Origin of the sequence: Arthrobacter sp. NPDC093125 (assembly GCF_044754225.1) — a bacterium.
Lineage (GTDB): Bacteria > Actinomycetota > Actinomycetes > Actinomycetales > Micrococcaceae > Arthrobacter.
Map to the genome: position 1 here is coordinate 228,688 of NZ_JBIVOQ010000005.1, position 24,942 is coordinate 253,629.

20 protein-coding genes are annotated in these 24,942 nt (G+C 65.8%); 15 read left to right on the forward strand and 5 right to left on the reverse strand.

Annotated elements, in window-relative coordinates; genetic code table 11:
• The first annotated feature begins 67 nt into the window (after positions 1-67).
• Positions 68-1,582, forward strand: coding sequence for a glycerol kinase GlpK (gene glpK, locus ACIP9X_RS12705; protein ID WP_400480095.1), 1,515 nt, complete (start codon positions 68-70; stop codon positions 1,580-1,582).
• Between the two features lie 78 nt (positions 1,583-1,660).
• On the opposite strand, the gene ACIP9X_RS12710 is transcribed toward glpK, so the two are convergent.
• Positions 1,661-2,617: a hypothetical protein gene (locus ACIP9X_RS12710; RefSeq protein WP_400480096.1), complete on the reverse strand. Its 957-nt coding sequence runs from the start codon at positions 2,615-2,617 to the stop codon at positions 1,661-1,663.
• A gap of 547 nt (positions 2,618-3,164) precedes the next feature.
• Between ACIP9X_RS12710 and leuS the strand changes: the two genes are divergently transcribed.
• The 5 genes from leuS (at position 3,165) to holA (ending at position 11,039) form a co-directional block, all read left to right on the forward strand.
• Positions 3,165-5,690 (forward strand): leucine--tRNA ligase, encoded by a 2,526-nt coding sequence (gene leuS / locus ACIP9X_RS12715; RefSeq protein WP_400480159.1) that lies wholly within the window; start codon positions 3,165-3,167, stop codon positions 5,688-5,690.
• A 72-nt stretch (positions 5,691-5,762) separates the two neighbouring features.
• The gene (locus ACIP9X_RS12720) at positions 5,763-6,782 is read left to right on the forward strand and encodes a DegV family protein (RefSeq protein ID WP_400480097.1); all 1,020 of its coding nucleotides are present in this window, start codon (positions 5,763-5,765) and stop codon (positions 6,780-6,782) included.
• Between the two features lie 120 nt (positions 6,783-6,902).
• On the forward strand, positions 6,903-7,874 hold the full coding sequence (locus ACIP9X_RS12725) for a ComEA family DNA-binding protein (protein ID WP_400480098.1): 972 nt from the start codon (positions 6,903-6,905) through the stop codon (positions 7,872-7,874).
• Between the two features lies 1 nt (position 7,875).
• Positions 7,876-10,089: a ComEC/Rec2 family competence protein gene (locus ACIP9X_RS12730; protein ID WP_400480099.1), complete on the forward strand. Its 2,214-nt coding sequence runs from the start codon at positions 7,876-7,878 to the stop codon at positions 10,087-10,089.
• Complete coding sequence (gene holA / locus ACIP9X_RS12735) at positions 10,023-11,039, forward strand: DNA polymerase III subunit delta (RefSeq protein ID WP_400480100.1); 1,017 nt, start codon at positions 10,023-10,025, stop codon at positions 11,037-11,039. The genes ACIP9X_RS12730 and holA overlap by 67 nt, the downstream gene beginning before the upstream one ends.
• Before the next feature lie 95 nt (positions 11,040-11,134).
• Here the strand turns inward: holA and rpsT are convergent, their stop codons facing one another.
• Positions 11,135-11,395 (reverse strand): 30S ribosomal protein S20, encoded by a 261-nt coding sequence (rpsT, locus tag ACIP9X_RS12740; RefSeq protein WP_400480101.1) that lies wholly within the window; start codon positions 11,393-11,395, stop codon positions 11,135-11,137.
• A gap of 387 nt (positions 11,396-11,782) precedes the next feature.
• On the opposite strand from rpsT, the gene lepA reads away from it, so the two are divergent.
• Together lepA and hemW are read left to right on the forward strand one after the other, a co-directional pair.
• Positions 11,783-13,636 carry a translation elongation factor 4 gene (lepA, locus tag ACIP9X_RS12745; RefSeq protein ID WP_400480102.1) on the forward strand — a complete coding sequence of 618 codons (1,854 nt, stop codon included), beginning with the start codon at positions 11,783-11,785 and terminating at the stop codon, positions 13,634-13,636.
• A gap of 36 nt (positions 13,637-13,672) precedes the next feature.
• Positions 13,673-14,902 carry a radical SAM family heme chaperone HemW gene (gene hemW / locus ACIP9X_RS12750; RefSeq protein ID WP_400480103.1) on the forward strand — a complete coding sequence of 410 codons (1,230 nt, stop codon included), beginning with the start codon at positions 13,673-13,675 and terminating at the stop codon, positions 14,900-14,902.
• A gap of 114 nt (positions 14,903-15,016) precedes the next feature.
• Here hemW and ACIP9X_RS12755 read toward each other — a convergent pair whose 3' ends face one another.
• Complete coding sequence (locus ACIP9X_RS12755; protein WP_400480104.1) at positions 15,017-15,436, reverse strand: DUF4870 domain-containing protein; 420 nt, start codon at positions 15,434-15,436, stop codon at positions 15,017-15,019.
• A 184-nt stretch (positions 15,437-15,620) separates the two neighbouring features.
• A complete protein-coding gene (locus ACIP9X_RS12760) occupies positions 15,621-16,475 on the reverse strand; it encodes a DUF3097 domain-containing protein (protein WP_400480105.1) in 855 nt (284 codons plus the stop codon).
• A 208-nt stretch (positions 16,476-16,683) separates the two neighbouring features.
• Between ACIP9X_RS12760 and hrcA the strand changes: the two genes are divergently transcribed.
• From hrcA to ACIP9X_RS12775, 3 genes are read left to right on the forward strand one after another with little or no spacing between them, the layout of a single operon-like run.
• The gene (gene hrcA, locus ACIP9X_RS12765) at positions 16,684-17,697 is read left to right on the forward strand and encodes a heat-inducible transcriptional repressor HrcA (RefSeq protein WP_400480106.1); all 1,014 of its coding nucleotides are present in this window, start codon (positions 16,684-16,686) and stop codon (positions 17,695-17,697) included.
• A gap of 56 nt (positions 17,698-17,753) precedes the next feature.
• On the forward strand, positions 17,754-18,881 hold the full coding sequence (gene dnaJ / locus ACIP9X_RS12770) for a molecular chaperone DnaJ (protein WP_400480107.1): 1,128 nt from the start codon (positions 17,754-17,756) through the stop codon (positions 18,879-18,881).
• Positions 18,882-18,883: 2 nt separating this feature from the next.
• Positions 18,884-19,654 (forward strand): 16S rRNA (uracil(1498)-N(3))-methyltransferase, encoded by a 771-nt coding sequence (locus tag ACIP9X_RS12775; RefSeq protein WP_400480108.1) that lies wholly within the window; start codon positions 18,884-18,886, stop codon positions 19,652-19,654.
• A 58-nt stretch (positions 19,655-19,712) separates the two neighbouring features.
• Here ACIP9X_RS12775 and ACIP9X_RS12780 read toward each other — a convergent pair whose 3' ends face one another.
• Positions 19,713-20,627: a GerMN domain-containing protein gene (locus ACIP9X_RS12780; protein WP_400480109.1), complete on the reverse strand. Its 915-nt coding sequence runs from the start codon at positions 20,625-20,627 to the stop codon at positions 19,713-19,715.
• A 390-nt stretch (positions 20,628-21,017) separates the two neighbouring features.
• On the opposite strand from ACIP9X_RS12780, the gene ACIP9X_RS12785 reads away from it, so the two are divergent.
• From ACIP9X_RS12785 to era, 4 genes are read left to right on the forward strand one after another with little or no spacing between them, the layout of a single operon-like run.
• Positions 21,018-22,169, forward strand: coding sequence for a PhoH family protein (locus ACIP9X_RS12785; protein WP_400480110.1), 1,152 nt, complete (start codon positions 21,018-21,020; stop codon positions 22,167-22,169).
• Positions 22,166-22,639, forward strand: a complete 474-nt coding sequence (gene ybeY, locus ACIP9X_RS12790) for an rRNA maturation RNase YbeY (RefSeq protein ID WP_400480111.1) — start codon at positions 22,166-22,168, stop codon at positions 22,637-22,639. Before ACIP9X_RS12785 ends, ybeY begins: the two co-directional genes overlap by 4 nt.
• Entirely contained in the window at positions 22,636-23,979 is a 1,344-nt protein-coding gene (locus ACIP9X_RS12795; protein WP_400480112.1) for a hemolysin family protein, read from the forward strand. The genes ybeY and ACIP9X_RS12795 overlap by 4 nt, the downstream gene beginning before the upstream one ends.
• Positions 23,963-24,922, forward strand: a complete 960-nt coding sequence (gene era, locus ACIP9X_RS12800; protein WP_400480113.1) for a GTPase Era — start codon at positions 23,963-23,965, stop codon at positions 24,920-24,922. Before ACIP9X_RS12795 ends, era begins: the two co-directional genes overlap by 17 nt.
• Positions 24,923-24,942: the final 20 nt, after the last annotated feature.

Sequence of the window (24,942 nt, forward strand, 5' to 3'; positions counted from 1 at the left end):
AGCTAATCCACTCCTTCGATCCATTCCGCTACCGATAGATCTACCCGCTACAGACAAGGACGTCATCATGAGCCAATACGTAATCGCCATCGACCAGGGCACCACCAGCACCCGGGCCATTGTCTTCGACCAGACAGGCAACATCGTCTCTTCCGGACAGATGGAGCACGAGCAGATCTTTCCGCAGGCGGGGTGGGTGGAGCATGATCCCGCGGAGATCTGGGACAACACCCGCGAGGTCATCGGCTCCGCGCTGTCCAAGGCGAACCTGACCCGGCACGACATCGCCGCGGTCGGCATCACGAACCAGCGCGAGACGGCGGTGGTCTGGGACAAGACCACGGGCAAGGCGATCTACAACGCCATTGTGTGGCAGGACACCCGGACCCAGCCCATCGTGGATGAACTCGCGAAGGACGGTGGGGCGGACCGCTTCAAGCAGAAGGTCGGTTTGCCGCTGGCCACCTACTTCTCCGGAACGAAGATCAAGTGGATCCTGGACAATGTCGACGGTGCCCGGGCTAAGGCCGAGGCCGGGGACCTGGTCTTCGGCAACACGGACGCCTGGGTGCTGTGGAACCTGACAGGCGGCGTGGACGGCGGCGTTCACGTCACCGACGTCACCAACGCCTCCCGGACCCTGTTCATGGACCTCGATTCGCTGCAGTGGGACGAGGAGATCCTGGGCATCTTCGGTGTTCCGGTCTCCATGATGCCGGCCATCAAGTCCTCGTCGGAGGTCTACGGCACGGTCCACACGTCGCAGCTGCTGCGTGAGGTGCCTGTCGCCGGCATCCTCGGTGACCAGCAGGCTGCCACGTTCGGCCAGGCCGCCTTCGAGACCGGTGAAGCCAAGAACACCTACGGCACCGGCTGCTTCCTCATCTTCAACACCGGCGAGGAGATTGTTCACTCCAAGAACGGCCTGCTCACCACCGTCGGGTACAAGCTGGGGGACGCGGCCCCGCACTACGCGCTGGAAGGGTCCATCGCCGTCACCGGTTCACTCATCCAGTGGCTGCGGGACAACCTGGGCATGATCAGCAGCGCCCCGGAAGTGGAGAAGCTGGCGGCGTCCGTGCCGGACAACGGCGGCGTCTACATCGTTCCGGCCTTCTCGGGGCTGTTCGCGCCGTACTGGCGGTCCGATGCACGTGGAGCCATCGTGGGCCTGACGCGGTACGTCAACAAGAACCACATCGCCAGGGCAGCCCTGGAAGCCACCGCCTTCCAGACCCGTGAGGTGCTGGACGCCGTTAACGCGGACTCGGGCGTTCCGCTGAGCGAGCTGAAGGTCGACGGCGGCATGGTCGCCAACGATGCGCTGATGCAGTTCCAGGCGGACATCCTGGGCGTCCCCGTCATCCGGCCCAAAGTGGTGGAGACCACCGCCCTCGGGGCGGCCTATGCGGCCGGCCTCGCGGTCGGGTTCTGGAAGGATCTCGGCGAGCTGTCCGCCAACTGGTCCGAGGACAAGCGCTGGGAGCCGAACCTGGACACGGAAGAGCGGGAACGGCAGCTGCGGCTATGGAGGAAGGCAGTGACCAAATCCATGGACTGGGTGGACGAGGACGTGAGGTAACAGACAGGTAGCTGCAACGACGGCCCGGTCCCCATGCATTGCACGGGGACCGGGCCGTTTTCTATCACTCAGGTTGCGCTAATCGTCGTCGTGATCGTCATCATCGTCACCGGGCGTCGCGACCTGGGCGCGTGGAGTCTTGGCGTAGACATCCTTGCTCACCGTATACGCGTGATTGTCGAGGCTCAGGGCCTGCCGGTTGATCCCCCGCAGCTGGTCCTTGCTGAGCTTCTTGATCCTGACGAGGTCCATGGTCTCCTGTTCCGCCCCGCCCACGGCTGTCACCCTCACCAGGCCCGTGCCCTGTGAGTAGAACTTCCTTTGATGGCCCGCGCTGGCCGGCTCCAGTGGATTGTATTCGTCGATCACCAGCACGTCCTTGTAGTGGCCGGTGGGGACCCGGACCTGCTGATGCTTCTTCAGAACATCCCCGCAGTCCAAAAAATCAACCTCCGGAGCGTAAGCCTGGACGTAGTGCGGTGCGCTGATCCGGGGCTTGGCCTTCATCGCGATTCCCGCCTGCGCTTTGTCCAGCCCGCTGATGAAGGTGCTGGGGGCACCCACAAACTTTCCGTTCTCGAACTCCTCGGGGTATTCCCCGAACAGCCACACGTCGCCCTGCCGGTTCTGGGCAAAGAAGGCGAGCTCCGACTCCACGAGCTCGCCGTCGCTGTAGTCCCTGTCCCACATCACAACGGTTTTCACGCCGTCCACCACCTTGGTCAGCCCTGTCACGGTGTGGACCACCGTCCGGCTCGTGGTTTCAGTGGCTGTCTTGACGGTGCCGGTGGTCGTATATTGCATGCCCGGTTTCAGTGGAAACCACTTGTTATCGACTTTCGGTTTTTTCGGGAAGGCCGTGCGGTCGAATCTGATGGCCGAGCCGGGACCGCACAGCTCCTCCTGGGGAGCTGCGGCGGCCGCAGCGGCCCGGGCAGGGGCAGCCGCGGCGGCGCCCGACGTCGACGTGACAGTGGCTAAAACCAGCATGAGCGCGGAACCCAGCGCCGTCAGGCGTTTCTTGTACTGGACCATTTTTGCTGCCTTTCTCTCGGGATGTTAGTCGTTGCTGGCAAGGCACGCACAGACCAGGGGAGAGAGGCTGATAGCGCGGGAGGCAGTGGTTGCGGGGGAGACACGGACCGCGCAGGATCTTCGATCCTGCGCCCAGGCAAACAGTCCACTGCAGGCTCCTCAAGCCCAGACCGTTGCCCTGCCCCCATACGCTCTGCTGCACATGGTGGACCTGCCGGGGCTGTTTGGCAATGCCGATTTGCTTCCTTTGTCTCCTTCCTTGGACGCGGACCCTCCGCAGCGGTTCTTCTTCCCCTCTTAGCCGGCTGCTCCACCGGTCGGGCAGAAGCTGTTTCAGCACGAACCCCGCGGAGACGCTAGAGTAGTTTCATGCGTGCGATCCTCCTGCTTAGCTAGCCGCCCGGTACCCCGGATATTCGGACTACCGAGCGGCCGCCCCTCCATGTAGAGGGGCTTTTGTGTGTCCGGGACGGATTCCCGGCAGAGGCGGCAGGGGATCAGACCGTTATGACAGACAGACGTCATGACAGAACAGAAGAGGGCAGCAGTGAGCGTTCAGCCGGAGACCGAAACCGGAGCAACAGCAGGTGGAGCCGAAAGCCCCGAAGAGGGTGCCTACAGCTTCGCGGCGATGGAGGCCCGGTGGCCGCAAGTGTGGGAGGACCTGAAGGTCTTCACCCCCGCGGACGACGGTTCGCGTGAGCGCCGCTATGTCCTGGACATGTTCCCCTACCCATCCGGCGACCTTCACATGGGCCACGCCGAGGCGTTTGCCATGGGCGACGTCGTGGCACGGTATCTGCGCCAGCAGGGTTACGACGTCCTGCACCCCATTGGTTGGGATTCCTTCGGGCTTCCGGCCGAGAACGCGGCCATCAAGCGCAACGCGCACCCGAGCGAGTGGACCTACGCCAACATCGAGACGCAGGCAGCCTCGTTCAAGCGCTACGCCATTTCTGCTGACTGGTCCCGCCGCCTGCACACCTCCGATCCGGAGTACTACCGCTGGACCCAGTGGCTGTTCAAGCGCTTCTACGAGCGCGGCCTCGCTTACCGCAAGGACTCGCCGGTCAACTGGTGCCCGAAGGACCTGACCGTGCTGGCCAACGAGCAGGTGGTCAACGGTGCCTGCGAGCGCTGCGGCACGGCCGTGACCAAGAAGTCCCTGAACCAGTGGTACTTCAAGATCACCGATTACGCCGACCGGCTGCTGGATGACATGTCCGAGCTGCAGGGGCACTGGCCCGAGCGGGTACTGGCAATGCAGCGCAACTGGATCGGACGTTCGGAAGGTGCCCATGTTCGCTTCGTGATCGAGGCGTCGGACGGACGTGCCGAACGCGAAGTCACCGTCTTCACCACGCGTCCGGACACCCTGTACGGCGCCACCTTCTTCGTCGTTGCAGCGGACGCACACCTGGCTTTGGACCTGGTCACCCCTGAACACCACGACGCACTCATGGCCTACCGCGAAAAGGTCAAGGCGCTCTCGGACATCGAACGCCAGTCCACCGAGCGCGAAAAGACCGGTGTGTTCACCGGCCGCTACGCCATTAACCCGCTGAACGGTGAAAGGCTGCCCGTCTGGGCCGCGGACTACGTCCTGGCCGACTATGGCACGGGCGCCATTATGGCTGTGCCCGCGCACGACCAGCGCGACCTCGACTTCGCCAGGGAGTTCAGCCTGCCGGTGCGTGCGGTGCTGGACACCGGCGAGGAGGACCCCGCCGTCTCCGGCAAGGCAACGGCCGGGGAAGGCACGCTCATCAACTCCGGACCCCTGGACGGTATGCCGAAGGGCGACGCGATTCCCGAGGCCATCAGGATTCTCGAGGACCAGGGCACCGGGGAGAAGTTTGTGAACTTCCGGCTGCGCGACTGGCTCCTGAGCCGGCAGCGCTTCTGGGGCACCCCGATCCCCATCATTCACTGTGCCGAGTGCGGCGAAGTGCCAGTACCTGACGACCAGCTGCCCGTCGAATTGCCGTCGGACCTGCGGGGCGAGGCACTGTCGCCGAGAGGCACCTCCCCGCTGGCGGCAGCCGCCGAATGGGTCAACGTCGAATGCCCGAACTGCGGACGGGCAGCCCAGCGGGACACGGACACCATGGACACGTTCGTGGACTCCTCCTGGTACTTCCTGCGCTTCGTCTCCCCGCACTTCACAGAAGGTCCGTTCGATCCGGCAAAGATCAACGAATGGATGCCGGTGGGCCAGTACGTGGGCGGCGTGGAGCACGCCATCCTGCACCTGCTCTACGCCCGCTTCTTCACCAAGGTCATCCATGACATGGGCCTCCTGGCAGCGGACGAGCCCTTCAGCGCCCTGCTCAACCAGGGGCAGGTCCTCAACGGCGGCAAGGCCATGAGCAAGTCCCTGGGCAACGGCGTGGACCTGGGGGAGCAGCTGGACAAGTTCGGCGTGGACGCCGTCCGGCTGACCATGATCTTCGCCTCCCCGCCGGAGGACGACGTCGACTGGGCGGACGTTTCGCCGTCGGGATCAGCCAAGTTCCTTGCCCGCGCCTGGCGGCTGGGTCAGGATGTTGCCAGCAAGCCCGGCGTCGACTTCAGCACCGGCGACCGCGCCCTGCGGTCGGTCACGCACCGCACGATTGCCGACGCTGCGGAACTGCTGGACAACAACAAGTTCAACGTTGTGGTGGCCAAGCTCATGGAACTGGTCAACGCCACGCGCAAGACCATCGACGCCGGAGCCGGCGGCGCGGATCCCGCCGTCCGCGAGGCAGCGGAAGCTGTGGCGGTCATCCTGAGCCTGTTCGCGCCCTACACCGCCGAGGACCTGTGGAACGTGCTGGGGCACCCCGCCTCGGTGGCCAACGCGGGTTGGCCGTCCTACGACAAGGCCTTGCTGGTGCAGGACACCATCACCGCCGTGGTGCAGGTCCAGGGCAAGGTCAGGGACCGTCTCGAGGTTTCCCCCGACATCTCCGAGGATGAGCTGCGCGAACTGGCGCTGGCTTCCGAGAATGTCCAGCGGGCACTGGACGGGCGCGGGATCCGCACAGTCATCGTGCGCGCCCCTAAACTGGTCAACATCGTCCCGGCCTAGGTTCCCTATTCACCGGCCGGGCACCGGCCGCCGGTTTTCCCGGCGGCCGGCCCGATCTGCAGGAGGTGCGCCGTGATCGACCGTGAGCCGGGCGCCTGGCTGTGGCTGAAGGACCATCTGGCCCGCCTCCGCCAAGCCACCGTTCCCGGGCGGGCGCCGTCCTCGGCGGAACCCGCCGTCGTCGTACGCACCGCAGTGGTGACGGACTCCGCCGCCGCGCTGCCCGCCGACTGGGTGCGCGGCATCTCCCTGGACGGCCGGCTCGCGGTGGTGCCCATGCCTGTCATGGTGGGCGAGGAGATCTACGGCGAGGGAGAGGACGACATCGCCGAGACCATCGCGGTTGCCCTCGCGGCGGCCACACCGGTGAAGACGTCCAGGCCATCCCCCGGGCAGTTTGAACAGGCGTACCAGGCAGCAGCGGCGCGCGGCTATGAGTCCGTGGTGTCCATTCATATCTCGGGCGACCTCTCCGGCACGGCCGATGCTGCCCGGATCGCATCCGCCCGCGTAGGGATTCCGGTGGAGGTGCTGGACAGCCGGACTGTAGGCATGGCCCAGGGGCTGGCGGTGCAAAGCGCCGTTGTCGCTGCGGCTGATGGCCGCAACGCCGAGGAAGTCCGGAAATTCGCTGAGGAACGCCTCGCCAAGACCAAGGTCTACTTCTACGTACCGAGCCTGGAACAGCTGCGGCGGGGCGGGCGGATCGGGGCAGCTGCCTCCCTGGTGGGAACGGTGTTCTCGATCAAGCCGATCCTCGCGGTCGACGGCGGCAAGATCGTACCGCTGGAGAAGATCCGTTCCGCGGCGAAGGCCGTTGCGCGGCTGGAGGAGCTCGCGGCTGCTGACGCAGCAGGCAGACCGCCGGGGGAAGCCCGGCTGGCCATCCACCATTTCGGCAACCAGTCCGAAGCCGAGCTCCTCGCCGCCCGGCTGGCCGCCGCCCTGCCGGACATCCCGCCGGCACAGATCAGTGCTCTGCCGGCGGTGCTCGCGGCCCACGCCGGGCTCGGTGTCCTCGCGGTGATCGTCAGTGAGAGCACCGTCTGCGGCGCCGGCGTCCTCAGCCCCGCACCCGAAGCGGAGCCGTAACCGGGCGGGACCTCTGAAGCTGCCCTAACCACGAATCTGCTCTGTCCACGAAACTGCTCTATCCACATAGCCAGAACGCGGCCTGTTGGCCGCTATGACGCCGCTCTTACCGTGGTGGGTATGTCACGCCGGACCACGGGACCTGCAGCCACTGATTCCATGCTGCCTGCCAGTCGCCTGGCCGCCACGCTGGGCCCTGCCCGCGTGGATCCCGCTGAGGCGGATGGTGGCCCGAACGGGCCGCCAGGTCTGCTCGACATGGCCGGCGGAAAGGACTTTTCGTTCGTTGGTGGAGCGGGGGCCAACAGTCCTCCACCCGCTTCCCTCCGCACAGTGCCGGCACGCGTGAGGTGGCGTCTGGGGCTCCGGACTGCGGTGTTGCTGGGCGTCCTGTCGCTGGTGGCCGGCGGATGGTTCTGGTGGCGGGTTGCGACTGCGGTTCCGGAGGTGGCGCCATTGAGCGCCGTCACGGAGGCTGGCATCGCCGACGCCGGAGCCGGTACCACTGCCGGGGAGGATGACAAGGGATCTGCGGGCAGTGCGGGCGACGGCGGGCAGCCCGGATCCGGAGGGGACGGCGCCGGGGACTCCGGGGGTACCGCGGTGGTGCATGTCGCGGGAGCCGTGAAGAAGGCCGGCGTGGTGAAGTTACCCAAGGGGAGCCGCGTCCACGATGCCATTGTGGCGGCCGGCGGTGGAACGGCTGCGGCCGACCTCAACCGGCTCAATCTCGCTTCGGTCCTGGAGGACGGCCAGAAGATCCACGTCCCGCGCCAGGGGGAACCGCTCCAGCAGGAGGCTGCCGCCCCGGGAGGGCAGCCGGCAGGTTCCACGCCGACAGGTTCAGGAACCGCAGGCACCGGATCGGGTGCCTCCGACGGCGGCAGCGGCACAGCCGGGCCCAAGGTCAACCTCAACACTGCCACAGCCGAGGACCTGGACGGCCTGCCGCGGGTGGGGCCTGTACTGGCTCAGCGCATCGTTGACTGGCGCGCAGAGCACGGCAGCTTCAAGGCCGTGGAGGAACTGGACGCCGTCGACGGTGTCGGCCCTAAAATGCTGGAGGCTCTGCTGCCGCTGGTGACGGTCTGACATGGACGGCAACCGGGCACACAGGGTCAGCCGCTGGCACCGTTACGTCGAGGCTGCGGTCCGCGACACGGCCGGGAAGGACCGCCCCGGTGGTGCTGCATCTGTTGATGATGCACCTGCGAACATCCCTGCCGCCGGCGCTCCGGTCAGAGACACTATCGCTTCCAGGGACACTGTTGCTTCCAAGGACACTGTTGCTTCCAAGGACACAGGTGCTTCCAGGGACAATGTTGTTTCCAATGACACGGTCGCTTCAATGCGCCGGCTTGGCTTGCTTCGCCTGAGTGCATTCCGTGACCGGATGCGGTCCCGGCTGGTTCCCGAGGAACGTGCCGCCGGAGATGACGACGCAAGACGGCGCCGGCTGGACCTTCGCCTCGTGCCGGCTGCCCTAGTCGTCTGGGCCGCCGCCGGTGCCGCTCCCTGGTTGGCTCCGGCATGGTTGCTTGGCCTGTGTTTGGTGATGACCGGCGCCGCTGCCCTGGTGCTGGCCGGGACCTTGCGGCAGCGGCGCAGAGCCGGCGTGTCCACAACCGGCACTCAGACTGGTGGCAAGCCCTCGGCCTGCACACCCCCCGCCTGGACGCCCTCAACCTGCAGGCCCTCGGGCCGGAGCTTCCCGCTGACCATGGCGGCAGCACTGTTCCTTGCCGCGGCCACGGCGGCGCACTCAGCCGTCTCATCCGCGCAGCGGCACGAAGGGCCGGTGGCCGCGGCCATCGCTGAGAAGGCATCCTCCCTTGCGGAACTGGAAATCACCGGCGCCCCGCGTGCCCTGACAGCATCTGGCGGTCCAGGCCTGTCATCCCGGTGGGCGGTGAACGCCACCATCAAGTCGCTGAGCACCGGCGGGCAGCTGCTCAGGGCCGACACGGCTGTTGTGATTATGGGCGGGCCCGGCTGGCAGCACGTGATTCCGGGTCAGAAGGTCCGGGCCGCTGGAAAACTCCGTCCTGCCGATCCCGGGCAGGTGGAGGCGGGCCTACTGGCGACATCGTCCTCCCCTCTGCCACTTGAACCGGCCGGTGCCTTGACGGCCGGGCCGGCGTCGCTGGGTCGGGACTTTGCACGGGCAGCCGGCTGGTTGAATCCTGATGCCAGGGGACTCCTGCCGGGCATGGTCACGGGGGATACGGGCAATCTGGACGAACAGCTGGAGGTGTCAATGCAGACCGTGGGCCTGACGCATCTGACTGCCGTGAGCGGCGCGAACTGCAGCCTGATTTTGGGAGCGCTGCTGCTGGCGGCCAGAAGCCTGCGGCTTCCCCGGCTGCCAGCGGCACTCGTCGCCTTGGCCGGCCTGGGCCTGTTTGTGCTCATGGTCGGACCCGATGCCAGCGTCCTGAGGGCCTCCCTGATGGGTGCGATAGCTCTGGTGTCCCTCGCAGGTGGAAGAACCGGCCGTGGCCTGAGTTTCCTCTGTCTTGCGGTGATCGGCCTCCTGCTCATTGACCCTGCGCTCGGCACCAGCTTCGGTTTCCTGCTCTCCGTCCTGGCGACTCTCGGAATCATTCTGCTCGGCAGGCAGATTGTGGGGTGGGTTCCGCTTGCCGTTCCGCGCTGGGTGGCCGCGGGCCTCGCCGTGCCGCTATCCGCCCAACTGCTCTGCGGCCCGGTGGTTGTGCTGCTGCAGCCTCAGTTCGCCACGTATTCGTTGCTGGCCAATGCGCTGGTGGCTCCGCTCGTGGCGCCGGTAACCATCCTGGGCACCATGGCCGTACCGCTTGTTCCGCTGGCGCCATTCCAAGCAGCCGCGCTGATCGGAGCTGCCGGGCTCTTTGCAACAGGGGTGGCTGGAGTGGCGAGGTTTATGGCGGGGCTGCCCGGCGCGGCCCCGCCCTGGCCCGAGGGCCCCTTTGGCATGTTCACCATGGTGCTGTTTTCGGCTCTCACCGTCCTTGTTGTCTGGCTCGCCGCCCGCCCCCGCTGGACGCTGCAGGCGGTTTACGCGGCACACCGCGCGCTGACCGAAGCGCTTGAGCGGAGCGAGCGCCGAAAGCACCCGTCCACGCGGAAGTATGGGTCGACCCGGCAGTACCTGTGGCCCGGCACAGTGGGATCATCCCGCCGTCCCGCGCGCGGCTTGGTGCGGCGGGTGACCCGTGGAAGGCTTAGAATCAGTAGTCCGTACCCCAGGAGGAACCAAGAGTGGCGGCAGCCCAGACGCAACGATCCAAAACGTCGGCGGCCAATTCGGCCACCTGGCGGGACGTGACACCCGCCGGAGTGGTGCTGATCACCGGCCCGGAGGAATACCTCGGCATCCGGGCCATGGACCGTGTCCGCGCACAGGTCCGTGCCGCGGCCCCCGACGTGGAAGTGACGCGGCTCAACGCCGGAAGCTATGAAGCAGGCTCGCTGGCCATGAACGTCAGTCCCTCGCTGTTTGGCGAAAGCAAGCTCATCGAGGTCGAAGGCCTCGAGTCCATGAACGATGCTTTCCTGGCCGACGCCCTGACCTACCTGAAGCAGCCCGAACAGGACGCTGTCCTGGTCCTGCGGCACGGCGGCGGCGCCCGCGGAAAGAAACTTTTGGACGCGGTCAAGGCCGGAGGGTGGCCCGTTGTCGACTGCCAGCCGCTGAAGAAGGACGCTGAGAAGACCGCATTCGTCGTTGCTGAATTCAAAGCCGCCTCGCGGCGCATCGAACCGGACGCGGTGCAGGCTCTCGTGAATGCAGTCGGTGCCAACCTGTCAGAGCTCGCCGCGGCGTGCAGCCAGTTGATCTCGGATGCCTCGACAACAGTGTCGGCAGACACGGTCGAGCGCTACTACGGCGGCCGGATAGAGGCGACGGCATTCAAAGTGGCAGACGCTGCCATGGCGGGAAACGGCCCGCTGGCGCTGTCCACGCTCCGCCATGCGCTGGCCACGGGAGCCGACCCCGTGCCGCTGGTGGCCGCCCTGGCCGCCAAGCTGCGGACGGTTGCCAAAGTAGCCGGGGCCCAGGGGTCATCGGCGCAGATCGCCAAGCAGCTGGGCATGCAGCCGTGGCTTGTGGAACAGGCGCAGCGTGACGTCAGGCGTTGGACGCCGGAGGGCCTGGCCCGTTCCATCCAGGTAACGGCGGAAGCCGACGCCCAGGTCAAGGGACTTTCCCGCGATCCGGTATACGCGGTGGAGCACGCCGTCACCGTCATCGCCACGTCGGCCCGCGGCCGCTGACGGCGGCTGGATTATAGAGGCGGCTGGGTTAAAGAGATATGGCCGGCACCATCCGGTGCCGGCCATAACCATCAGTTCAGTTGAACTGGAAAACCTTAGAGTGCGTTGACCTTCTTGGAGATCGCCGACTTGCGGTTTGCAGCGTTGTTCTTGTGCAGAACACCCTTGCTGACAGCCTTGTCCAGCTTACGGCTGGCAGTAACGAGCGCAGTAGTAGCAGCGTCCTTGTCAGTGGACTCAACGGCTGCGTTGACGGCGCGAATGGCAGTCTTCAGCTCGGACTTGACGGCGTTGTTACGCTGGCGAGCCTTTTCGTTGGTCAGGATGCGCTTCTTCTGGGACTTGATATTTGCCACGTGTGAACTCTCTTTTTAATGCGGAAATGGTCTAGAGGGCTTTCAGGCTGGCCATTGACTGAGCGGCGTGGGGATACCTATGGCGGCCAACCATCAGTGGCCGTCGACCTGCACGGACACACAGCTGTAAATAGTAGCAGAATCCGGGGCGGAAGGGCCATTTGGCGGGTTGCGGCGCGTCCCGGAGCCGCCAGTGCATGGGGATGCTGCATGGCCGGGATGCCGCGGAAGCCTGCGGCCCACCTGGAGCCAGGCGCCGGGCACAGTTCTGAATGTACTGCACGGGGCCCGAACGTGGGAGACTAGAGGTTCAGAAACGCGGCAGCAGCAGGACGGCAGGACATTGCCGGAATGACGCCGCTGAAATGCCAACAGTAAGGACCCTGCGTGTCTCCCATGGCCCGCACCGCCCCGGTGCCCGCCGCGACAGATCCGGCCATCATTCGGAATTTCTGCATCATCGCGCACATTGACCACGGTAAGTCCACCCTGGCCGACCGCATGCTGCAGTTCACCGGCGTCGTGCAGTCCCGCGACATGAAGGCCCAGTATCTGGACCGCATGGATATCGAGCGAGAGCGCGGCATCACCATCAAATCCCAGGCTGTCCGCATGCCTTGGGAACTGGATGGTGTGAACTACGCGCTGAACATGATCGACACGCCGGGCCACGTGGACTTCACTTATGAGGTGTCCCGTTCCCTGGCCGCCTGCGAAGGTGCGGTTCTCCTGGTGGACGCAGCGCAGGGCATTGAGGCCCAGACGCTGGCCAACCTGTACCTGGCCATGGAGAACGATCTCACCATCATCCCGGTCCTGAACAAGATCGACCTCCCGGCCGCCCAGCCCGAAAAGTACGCCGCCGAACTGGCCAGCCTCATCGGCGGGGACCCCGAGGACGTGCTGCTGGTCTCGGGGAAGACCGGCGTCGGCGTCGAGGCGCTGCTGGACAAGATCGTGCGCGACCTGCCTGCACCGGTCGGCGATCCGGAGGCACCTGCCCGGGCCATGATCTTTGATTCCGTCTACGACACGTACCGCGGCGTGGTCACGTACGTCCGCGTGGTTGACGGCATGCTCCACCCGCGCGAGCGCATCCAGATGATGTCCACGAAGGCCAGCCATGAGCTCCTGGAAATCGGCGTCAGTTCCCCGGAGCCGACCCCCTCCAAGGGCCTCGGCGTCGGCGAGGTGGGCTACCTCATTACCGGCGTGAAGGACGTCCGCCAGTCGAAGGTGGGTGACACCGTCACCAACCTCGCCAAGCCTGCCGCGGAATCGCTGAGCGGCTACGCGGATCCCAAGCCGATGGTGTTCTCAGGCCTCTATCCGCTGGACGGCACCGACTACCCTGTGCTGCGCGACGCGCTGGACAAGCTCAAGCTGAACGACGCAGCCCTGATCTACGAACCGGAGACCTCCGCAGCCCTCGGCTTCGGCTTCCGCGTGGGCTTCCTCGGCCTCCTGCACCTGGAGATCGTCCGTGAGCGCCTCGAACGCGAATTCAACCTGGACCTGATCTCCACCGCGCCGAACGTGGTCTACGAGGTCACGCTCGAGGACAAGAACGTGGTCACCGTGACGAACCCCAGCGAGTTCCCCTCCGGAAAGATCAACGAGGTCCGCGAGCCCATGGTGGCCGCGACCATCCTGGCCCCCAACGAGTTCGTCGGTGCCATCATGGAGCTGTGCCAGGGCCGCCGCGGCGTCATGCGCGGCATGGATTACCTGTCCGAAGACCGCGTTGAGCTGCGGTACTGGATGCCGCTGGCCGAGATCGTCTTCGACTTCTTCGATCTGCTCAAGTCCAAGACCCGCGGCTACGCCTCCCTGGACTGGAAGGCCGACGGCGAACAGGTCGCCGACCTCGTCAAGGTGGACATCCTGCTGCAGGGCGAACAGGTGGACGCCTTCAGCGCCATCACCCACAAAGACAAGGCCTACGCCTACGGTGTGATGATGACCGGCAAGCTGCGCGAGCTCATCCCGCGCCAGCAGTTCGAGGTGCCCATCCAGGCTGCCATCGGTTCGCGGATCATCGCCCGTGAATCCATCCGCGCCATCCGCAAGGACGTTCTGGCCAAGTGCTACGGCGGTGACATCTCCCGTAAGCGCAAACTGCTGGAAAAGCAGAAGGAAGGCAAGAAGCGCATGAAGATGGTGGGGCGGGTGGAAGTGCCGCAGGAAGCCTTCATCGCAGCCCTGACCACCGACGAATCCAAGGACAAGGCCAAGAAGTAGTGATGACCGTGGCCGGAATCTCCGGAGGCCGCACACATGCCTAGCGTTCTTCCCCTGGGTGACCCGGCTCCGTCGGACGGCCTGCTGCCGCAGCAGGCGGCGGACGGTGCAGCCGACCGTGCCTTCGGGCTTTATGTGCACATCCCGTTCTGCGCGGTGCGCTGCGGGTACTGCGACTTCAACACCTACACCGCAACCGAACTCGGCGGCGGTGCTTCCCAGGACGCCTACGCCTCCACCGCCATCTCCGAAGTGGACTTTGCCGTGCGGGTCCTCGAGCAGTCGGGCCTGCCTGCCAGGAAGCTGCGCACGGTGTTCTTCGGCGGCGGAACGCCAACGCTTTTGCCGGCAGAGGACCTGGCCAGAATCCTTGGCGCGGCCATAGACCGGTGGGGGATCGAACCGGGTGCCGAAGTGACCACGGAGGCCAACCCGGACTCGGTCACGCCGGAATCCCTGCAACTGCTCGCCGACGCGGGCTTCACACGGGTGTCCTTCGGCATGCAGTCCGCGGTGCCCCGCGTGCTGAAGGTCCTTGACCGCACTCATAGTCCGAGCCGTGTCCCGCTTGTGGTGCAGTGGGCGCGCGACGCGGGGCTCGCGGTCAGCCTGGACCTGATCTACGGAACGCCGGGGGAGTCCCTTGAGGACTGGCGCTATTCCCTGGAAACCGCCTTGTCGTACCAGCCGGACCACATCAGCGCCTACGCGCTGATCGTTGAGGACGGCACCAAGCTCGCCGCCCAGATCCGCCGGGGTGAAGTACCCGGAATCGACGACGACGACCACGCCGACAAATATGAACTCGCCGACCAGATGATCACCGACGCCGGGCTCCGATGGTACGAGGTCAGCAACTGGTCCGCCACTGCCGAACAGGCATGCCGTCACAACCTGGCCTACTGGCGCGGGGATGACTGGTGGGGCGTCGGACCCGGCGCCCACTCGCACGTCGGCGGTGTCCGCTGGTGGAACGTGAAGCACCCCACCGCCTACGCAGGCAGACTCGGTTCCGGGGTGTCGCCCGCTGCCGGCCGCGAGACCCTCGATGCCGGAACCCGTGCAATGGAACGGATCATGCTCGAGGCCCGCCTGGCTTCAGGACTCGCCGTCAGCACCCTGTCGGACCAGGGGAGGCATGCAGTTGCAGGCCTTATTGCCGACGGGCTCGTGGAGCCTGCCGAGGCCTTCCGGGGCAGCCTTGTCCTGACGCTCAAGGGACGCCTGCTCGCTGACGCCGTGGTCCGCAGGATCCTGCCGGACTAGCGCTGGGCCCACGCCCGCAGGGTTCCCTGGCCGAGCTTACGAGGCTAGGGTGCGCTGGGCCCACGCCCGCAGGGTTCCCTGGCCGAGCTTGCGAGGCTAGGGTGCGGGTGGGGATTACTTGATCCAGCGGAGGTTGTACGGGTACCGGTGCGGCTGGCCCCGGTTCACGTGGATGCCGGCCGAGACCGAGAAGCACGTCAGTGCAATCCAGATCAGGGTCGCGAGCACGGCGAAGATGTTGCCCACCACCGGAAGGAGCACCAGGAGGTTGGCCACGACAGCCGCGATGGTAGGCGGCAGGGTGAAGTTGAGGGCTTCCTTGGATTCCTGGGCTGTGAACGGGCCACGGTCCTTGAAGATCAGATAGATCAGCAGCGCCGGCACGCAGCCGAGGATGCCGCCGAAGTGCGACAGGGTTGCCCACTGGCGGTCTTCGCTGGCGGTCAGCGGAAGCGCATTCGCAGGCACGCCATGGTACTGGGGCCGGTCAGGGCCGGACTGGAGGTCCCTGCGGTCGCGAGCGTCGTCTGCCACGGTATGTCTTCCTTAAACGTACGTTGGTGCGGTGTTGCCGGTAGTTCAGGTTCGCGGCCGGCCGGCAGAACCGGGACGGCGGCAGCGCGAGTGGCGCCCTTCCAAGAATACTGGGTCGCGAACGCATTGGACGACCGGCTCCCCGGTCAGCGGATTACGGACAGGGCGGCAACCGCGGCCTCAGCTAGGGCACCGTAAGGAAGTCGATGACTTCCTCCACCCTGCCCAGCAGGGCCGGTTCGAGATCGGCGTAGGTGCGGACCGCCCCCAGCAGCTTCTGCCAGCCCAGCCCGATGTCTTCCTTCGTCTCGTGCGGCCAGCCAAAGGCTGCGAGGATCCCGGTCTTCCAGTCGGTGCCGCGGGGGATCACGGGCCACTGTGGGATGCCGAGGACCGACGGCCGGATCGCCTGCCACACGTCCACGTAGGGGTGGCCCACAATGAGAACATTTCCCGCCGCGCCGGGAGAGGCCATGACGGCGTCCGCGATGCGGGACTCCTTGGAATCGGGGACCAGATGGTCCACGAGGACTCCCAGCCTGCGGCCGGGCCCCGGGCGGAACGCCGCCACGGCGCCCGCCAGATCGTCAATGCCGTGCAGGGGCTCGACGACGATGCCCTCCACCCGGAGGTCATCACCCCAGACCTTCTCAACGAGTTCGGCGTCGTGCTTTCCCTCAACCCAGATGCGGCTGGCCTTGGCCACCTGGGCGCGCTGGCCCTCGACGCGGACGGACCCGGAGGCCGTCCGGCCGGGCGGAACCAAGCCTGCCTTTTTGGCGGCCGGCGCAGGAGGCATCAGCCGGATGGGCCGGCCTTCCAGCAGGAACCCGAAACCGAGTTTGAAGGAGCGTGATTTGCCGCGCCGGTCCTCAAGGGCCACAACGTGCATGCCGCCTGACTTCTCCACCCGGACCACAGCACCCACCCAGCCGGACTGGACATCTTCAAGCACCATCCCGCGCTCGACTGGAACCTCGGGCAGCTCGTTCTTGGCGGGCGCTGAAATTTCCTGCGGGCCCCAGGACTGGTACTGCATCGATAACACCGCTTTGCACTAGGAGTCGGCCGCCCGTCACAGGAAAGGCCTCCGGCGGACACGGCTCCGGATTTCGCCCGAAGCGGTACCAATGCTAACAACGGGCGGACTCATATTAGACTTGTTAGCACTTAGGGATGTCGAGTGCTAACCATGACGCCGGGCAATGCCCTGCTGGTGCCCAGGAACGGTCGATCGGAGGTGGATTGTGAGCGAACCGCGCAAGCTTGAAGTGCTGCGCGCCATTGTCGAGGACTACGTTCATTCCCGCGAACCCGTGGGATCCAAGGCGCTTGTTGAGCGCCACCACCTGGGCGTTTCCAGTGCAACCATCCGCAACGACATGGCAGCCCTGGAAGATGAGGGACTCATTACTGCACCGCATACCAGCGCCGGCAGGATTCCCACTGACAAGGGGTACCGGCTGTTCGTTGACCAGATCTCGGCTGTCAAGCCGCTGTCTGCCGCTGAGCGGCGGGCGATCCAGTCACTGCTGGAGGGCTCCGAGGATCTCGACGACGTCCTTGACCGTACGGTAAGGCTCCTGGCGCAACTGACCAACCAGGTCGCCGTCGTGCAGTATCCGCACCTGAGCCGGGCCGTGGTGCGGCACATCGAATTCGTTCAGATGGCGCCCCGCAAGGTCCTGATCGTGCTGATTGCCGACTCGGGGAAGGTCGAGCAACGTGTCATCGACGTCGGCCAGGAACTCAGCGATGATGCGCTGACGTCACTCCGCACCCGCTTCCTCACCGGCCTTGCCGGCACTCCGCTGACCCTGCTGCCCCAGCACTCGGCGGCTGTCGTCGCAGGCTGCGCCCCCAACGAGCGCCCTGCGGCGCACGCCCTGAGCAAGGCCCTCGAAGCGCTCTCGCACAGCAGCCGGGAAGACCGCATGGTCATGGCCGGCACGGCCAACCTCGCGCGGTCCAATGTCGACTTCCCGCTCAGCATCGGCCCCGTACTCGAGGCGCTCGAGGAGCAGGTGGTCATGCTCCGCCTCCTCAGCGAGATGGCCCAGGACCACCGCGGCATCGCTGTCAGCATTGGACGGGAAAACCCCTACGACGGCCTGGCCGAGGCGTCGGTGGTCGCCACCGGCTACGGGCCGGACGCCACCGCCAAGGTCGGCATCCTCGGGCCCACCCGCATGGACTATCCCACCACCATGGCCGCCGTTCGAGCGGTGGCCCGCTACCTTTCGAGGATTCTCGGCCCGTAACCGCACGGTCCGTGACCCCGGCACCCCAGGCACCATAACCAGGAGAAGATACAGACTTGAGCAGCCACTACGACGTTCTCGGAGTCTCCCCGGAAGCCACCGGAGAAGAAATCAAAAAGGCCTACCGCAAGCTGGCCCGTACCCTGCACCCGGACGTCAACCCGGGCCCGGAGGCTTCTGACCGCTTCAAGGCCGTCACGCACGCCTACGAGGTGCTTTCGGATCCGCAGAAGCGGCGGGTCTATGACACTACGGGCAACGAGAACGGCACGGACAACGGCTTCGGCGGGGGCAGCTACGCTGGCCAGGGTTTCGCGTTCCAGGACATTTTCGACACCTTCTTCGGCGCCGGCGGCACGGCCGGCCCCGCCTCACGCGTCCGCCGCGGACAGGACGCCCTCATCAGCGTTCGCATCGACCTGCGCGACGCCGTCTTTGGCGCGAACAAGAAGCTCGAGGTTGACACCGCCGTCGTCTGCCCCACCTGTGAGGGTTCCTGCTGCCGTGAAGGCACGCATCCGGAGCGCTGCGACATCTGCGGCGGCAGCGGCCAGGTGCAGAGGGCAGTCCGCTCCATCCTCGGCCAGGTCATGACGTCCGCGCCCTGCGGCTCCTGCGAAGGCTTCGGCACCGTCATCAAGGATCCCTGCAACGAGTGCAGCGGCCAGGGCCGCATCCGCAGCCGCAGGTCCCTGACCATCAAGGTTCCTGCCGGCGTCGCCACCGGTACCCGGATCCAGCTGTCCGGACAGGGCGAGGCGGGCCCGGCCGGCGGACCGGCAGGTGACCTCTACGTCGAAATCCGGGTCAACAACGACCCGACGTACGTCCGCGACGGCGACGATCTGCACGCCACCCTGCACATCCCCATGACCGCCGCCGCGCTGGGCACCGAACTGAGCCTGGACACGTTCGACGGAAAGCAGGACATCGACGTCAAGGCCGGAACGCAGTCGGGTGAGATCATCACCCTCCGCGGCCTGGGAGTGACGCACCTGCGCGGTTACGGCCGCGGTGACCTCAAGGTCCATCTGCAGGTTGAAACACCCACGAAACTCGATCCCGCCCAGGAGGACCTGCTGCGGCAGTTGGCCAAGCTCCGCGGCGAGCAGTACTCCGAGGGCAAGTTGGCCGCGAGCGGCGGCGTTTTCGCGAAGCTCCGGGACCGCTTCGGTAACCTGTAGCGGTGAGCAACCCGGTATTCTTTACGCCCGCAGGCTCCTTGGATGAGGTACGCGAGGGTTCGCTGTTCGTGCTGGACGGTGCCGAAGCGCGGCACGCCGTGACAGTCAAGCGGCTGGCCGTGGGGGAGCCTGTGGACATTGCCGACGGCGCCGGGCGGCGCCTCACGGGCACGGTCACCAAGGTGGCGCCGGCGGTACTGACCGTCGAATGTTCATCCGTCACGGCGGAGGACCGCCCTGCCGTCCGCCTGGTGCTCGTCCAGGCCCTGGCCAAGGGCGACCGCGATGAACTGGCGATCGAGACTGCCACGGAGCTGGGCATCGATGCGGTAATCCCGTGGCAGTCCGACCGGTCGATCGTCCGATGGAAGGGCGACAGGGCTGCCAAGGCCCTCGGCAAGTGGCAGTCGGCGGTCTCTGCCGCGGCCAAGCAGGCCCGGCGGGCCTGGATCCCCGGGGTGCGTGCCGCCGTCGACACCTCCGGCCTCGTGAAGCAGGTGGAGGACGCCGCGCTGGCCGTGATCCTCCATGAAGACGCCGTCAGGCCCCTGCGCGGAGTGCTGGAGGCGTGGCAGGAAGCCGGGCGCCAGAATCAGGACCCCTGCGACGTGCTGCTGATCGTCGGGCCGGAAGGCGGCATTAGCCCGCGGGAAGTCACGAAGCTTTGCAGCGCCGGGGCGGTCACTGCCCTCCTGGGACCGCACGTGCTCCGGTCGTCAACGGCCGGGCCGGCCGCCGTCGTCGTCGCAAGTGATGTCCTGGGCCGCTGGTAGCGGCACAACAGGCTGCCGCATCAGCGCCGACTGTCACTAACGTCCGCGGCTAATACAGCTAGCGGACTGAAAAGCCCCTGGTGTCTACATTGGGCTCGTTATCGGGCCGGCTGGGATCAACCTGGGAGACGCGGATCTCGTAATCGCCGGGCGCCAGCTTCACGGTGACGCTGAAGATGCCCGACGCCTCGGCCTCTGTGGCGGCCGTGGCCTCGCCGTCCAGGTACTTCTCTTTCTCGCGGTTCTCCTGGACTTTCAGGATCTGCCATTGCAGCTTTCCGCCGGGAACGGTGTTGCGGCCGTTGATCTTGACGCGGCCGTCGGCAACCTCGACGCCTTCCTGGGGATCGATGATCCACACCGGAGCGACCATGCCCACACTGCGGGGCATCGGTGCGCCAAGCTTGACGTGCTTAAAGGCGTGGTAGTCCGTATGCCCGTCCACAAGGATCACGACTTCAAGCTGCTGGGCGGCGTCGACCAGGCCGGAGCTCGCTCCCGCGGCGGTCGCCGTATACACGAGCTGCTGGATGGCGCGCTGCGCCATGTCCGCGTCCAGATTGCTGTTGAAGGCATCGGCGGAAACATCAACCGTGATGACGTTCGTCCCCGAAATGGAGGTGGCGAGGTTTTTGGGGTTCTGCCAGGGGGTGAAGAAGTCAGGGTCCAGGGGAGCCTCGGACATCATGGCCCGGAGCGCCTTGGTGATGGGGTTGTCCTCGCCCGGGACGTCCCTGAACTCGCGGTAGAGGTAGACGTCCGAATTGCTTCGGCCGATCCAGTACACAGGAGCCTTGTTGGAGGACTGCATCGTTTCCAGCGGTGCGCTGGTGGTGGGGGCGCTGTCGACGCCGTTCGACAGCCGGGTCTGTGTGGGGCTGCCGGCAGTGGGTGCGGCTGGGCCGGGATCGGCGATACATCCTGTCAGGAGCAACGTGGCAGGAAGCAGCCCCAGCAACAGCGCGGAGCGCATCCGCCCGGCTACCGCGGTCCGGCCGGTTGATCCTGGCTTCCTGATGTCCTTGCTCCTTTCGCTATGGCGGGGACTGCCTGTCGGGTCGCCGCAGGCAGCGGCATTCACAGCTGCTGCGGGCAGGGCTGAGCCATGTCCGCCAGCTGTAATTCCAGCATGGCACAAGGCCCGGCAGCGCCAGCCCGATCCGGTACCGGGCGGCCGAACTGCAACGGGAACGATATGAGGCCGATACAAACTTGATACCAAATCCCGGGAACCCGTTACGGAATCTGAAGGCCTGCGCGGCTGCGTCCGGCGGTAGGCAGGGCTTTGCGCTGGCGTAATATGGAAGGACGCTTAAGAGATAGTTCGAAACTGGAGGGAATCCCAGGCCTGCCGGCCGGCACCATGACTGAATCAGCAAACGGAAAGCGTCGCCTCAACACGGGGGACCGCACCGCGGGTGACTTCCCGCATACTCTGCCAGGAATCCGAACAGAGGTGGTCATCTTCGACAACTCTGATCAGATGGTGCAATCTCTCGGCAGCCACGACGAAGCCCTCCGCTTCATCGAAGAGCAGTTCCCGGCCGTCAGCTTCCATGTCAGGGGCAATGAGCTCTCCATCAGCGGACCCGCTTTGGACGTTCCCCGCATCATGCGGCTCCTTCATGAAGTGCGGGGCCTGGTCGCCCGTGGCACGGTCATCACTCCGGCAGTGCTGCAGCAGCTGGTACTGATGCTGCGCAGCCAGTCGCTGCAGAATCCCGTGGAAGTCCTGACCCACGACATCCTGTCCAGCCGCGGCAAGACCATCCGGCCCAAGACCCTTAACCAGAAGAACTACGTGGACGCGATCGACGCCAACACTGTGATCTTCGGCATCGGGCCGGCCGGCACGGGCAAGACGTACCTTGCTGTCGCCAAAGCAGTGCAGGCCCTGCAGCAAAAGGAAGTCAACCGGATCATCCTGACCCGTCCCGCGGTGGAGGCGGGCGAGCGGCTCGGGTTCCTGCCGGGAACGCTCAGCGACAAGATCGACCCCTACCTTCGGCCGCTGTACGACGCGCTGCACGATATGATCGACCCCGAGTCGATCCCGAGGCTCATGGCGGCCGGCACCATCGAGGTGGCGCCCCTGGCCTATATGAGGGGCCGCACGCTCAACGACGCCTTCATCATTTTGGACGAGGCACAGAACACCACGCCCGAACAGATGAAGATGTTCCTGACCCGCCTGGGCTTCGGCTCCAAGATGGTGGTCACCGGTGACGTCACCCAGGTGGACCTCCCGTTCGGAACCCGCTCGGGCCTGCGGATCGTCGAAAACATCCTGCAGGGCATCGACGACGTCAGCTTCTCGGTCCTCGACGCCGCGGACGTGGTGCGCCACCGGCTCGTGGGCGACATCGTCAACGCCTACAGCATCTGGGATGAAGCCCAGCGGAACCGGGTCAAGCACGCTGCCACCCGGGACGCCCGTCAGACAAGCGAGGCGCGGCAGGCCAGCGACGCCCGGCAGGCAAGCGGCGCCCGGGAAAAACGGGGGGAACACGCGTGAGCATCGAAGTGAACAACGAATCGGGCGTCCAGGTGGACGAGGCCCAGCTGGTCGCCCTGGCCCGGTTCATCTTCGAGCAGCTGTACATCCATCCCCAGGCGGAGCTGTCGCTCCTGCTCGTGGATGAGCCAGCAATGGAGAAACTCCACATCGAGCTGATGGACGAACCCGGCCCCACCGACGTGCTCTCCGTCCCCATGGACGAGCTCACCCCCGGCACCCCGGACAAGCCGACACCGCAGGGGATGCTCGGCGACATCGCCATCTGCCCCCAGGTGGCGGAAGTCCAGGCACGCGGCGCCGGCCACTCCACCCAGGACGAGATGCTGCTGCTGACGACGCACGGCATCCTGCACCTGCTGGGCTATGACCACGCGGAACCCGAAGAAAAAGCAGAAATGTTCGGCCTGCAGCGCGAGCTGCTCGCGGCGTTCACCGGCAAAGAAGCTCCTTCCGAGACCATCCAGTGACGTCCCTGCTCCTTGTCTGCATGGCGCTGGTGTTCCTGGCTGTCGCAGCATTCCTGACGGCAGCGGAGGCGGCATTCAGTCTTCTCCCGCGGCACGACGCCGAACAGGCGCTCCTGAAGAGCCGCGGCACGGCGCTGCGGCGCATCCTGGACCAGCCCATGACGCACATGCGTGCGCTCAGGTTCTGGCGCATCTGGTTCGAGACTGCCTCGGCGGTTGCCGTCGCGGTGTTGTTCTACAGCCTGTTGGACAATGTATGGCTCGCCGGCCTGGCGGCAACGGGCATCATGGCCGTCCTGGGCTTTGTGATCGTCGGAGTGTCGCCGCGCCAGTTGGGCCGTTCCCACTCCGCCGGCGTGGTGCTTTATTCGGCGTCGATGGTCAGGTTCCTTGCCTGGGTCCTCGGCCCCATCCCCGCCTGGCTGGTGCGGCTTGGCAGTGCGGTGGCGCCCGGTTCGCCGGGCGGAGACGACTCGTTCTTCAGCGAGGAAGAGTTCCGTGAGCTCGTGGACCGGGCCACCGAATCGGACGTGATCGAGGACAACGAGGCCGAACTCATCCAGTCCGTTTTCGACTTCGGTGACACCCTGGTCCGCTCCGTCATGGTCCCCCGCACGGACATTCTGAGCATTGAGGCCGGTTCCAGCTTGCACCATGCCATGTCGCTGTTCCTCCGCTCCGGATACTCAAGGATCCCGGTCATCGGTGAAAACACCGATCAGATCCTCGGAATCATCTATCTGAAGGACGTGGCGGCGGTGCTTCACAACCTGGCGCCGGGCGAGGAGCCTCCGCTGGTTGATGAGCTTGCCCGCGAAGTACGCTACGTTCCCGACTCCAAGCCCGTGAGCGACCTGCTGCGCGAACTCCAGAAGGAGTCCACGCACGTCGCTATTGTCATCGACGAATACGGCGGAACGGCCGGGCTGGTCACCCTCGAAGACCTGATCGAGGAGCTGGTGGGCGAGATCGTGGATGAATATGACACCGAAAGCGCCGAAGCAGTGGACCTGGGCGACGGCACGTTCCGTGTGAGCGCCCGGATGAGCATTGACGACCTCGGCGAACTCTTTGACCTCGAACTTGACGACGACGAAGTGGATACCGTGGGCGGCCTGCTGGCCAAGGCCCTGGGCCGCGTTCCGATCGTGGGCAGCACCGTTGAGGTCGACGGAGTATCGCTGCGGGCCGAGCGTCTTGAAGGCCGCCGCAACCGCGTCAGCCACATCATTGCGGCCGCCGTTCCAAAAGGCGCCGTTCCAAACGATACTGACCTTGAAGACCTTCTCGACGAGGCAGAACACATGCAACAGGGAGTTCCACGTGAGCAAGCAGAATAAGGCCGACGGCGATGCACCCTTTGGCGGTTACCGCGCCGGGTTCTCGGTCCTGGTAGGCCGGCCGAACGCCGGGAAATCGACGTTGACGAACGCCCTGGTGGGCCAGAAGGTGGCCATCACCTCCGCGAAACCGCAGACCACGCGCCACACCATCCGGGGCATCGTGCACCGGGAGGACGCCCAGCTGGTCCTGGTGGACACGCCGGGCCTCCACCGGCCGCGCACGCTGCTGGGGAAGCGCCTCAACGACCTTGTGGCAGACACACTGGCCGAAGTGGACGCCATTGGCTTCTGCATCCCGGCCAACGAAAAGATCGGCCCGGGCGACAAGTTCATTGCCGCCCAGCTTGCAGCTGTGGGCCGCAAGCCGGTGATCGCCATTGTCACGAAGGCGGACCTCGTTGACAAGCAGGCACTCACAGAACAGCTGCTGGCCGTCGCCGCGCTGGGACGGGAAGTCCTCGGCGAAGAAGGCTGGAAAGACATCGTGCCGGTCTCGGCTACGGACGGTTTCCAGGTGGGCACGGTGACCGATGTCCTGATCAGCCACATGCCGCCGTCGCCCCCGCTGTACCCCGACGGTGAGCTGACGGATGAGCCGGAAGCGGTCATGGTGGCGGAGCTCATCCGCGAGGCCGCGCTTGAAGGCGTCCGGGACGAACTGCCGCACTCCCTGGCCGTCGTCGTCGAGGAGATCGTGCCGCGTGAAGGGCGGGACGAGGACAAGCCGCTCCTCGACGTCCGCGTGAACCTCTACGTGGAACGCCCCTCCCAGAAGGCCATTATCATCGGCAAGGGCGGAAGCCGGCTGCGGGAGGTCGGCACGAACGCACGCAAAGGCATCGAAGCCCTGCTCGGGACGCGGATCTACCTCGACCTGCACGTCAAGGTCGCGAAGGACTGGCAGCGGGACCCCAAGCAGCTCGTGAAGCTGGGATTCTAGCCGCCCTGTTCGCGCCCTCC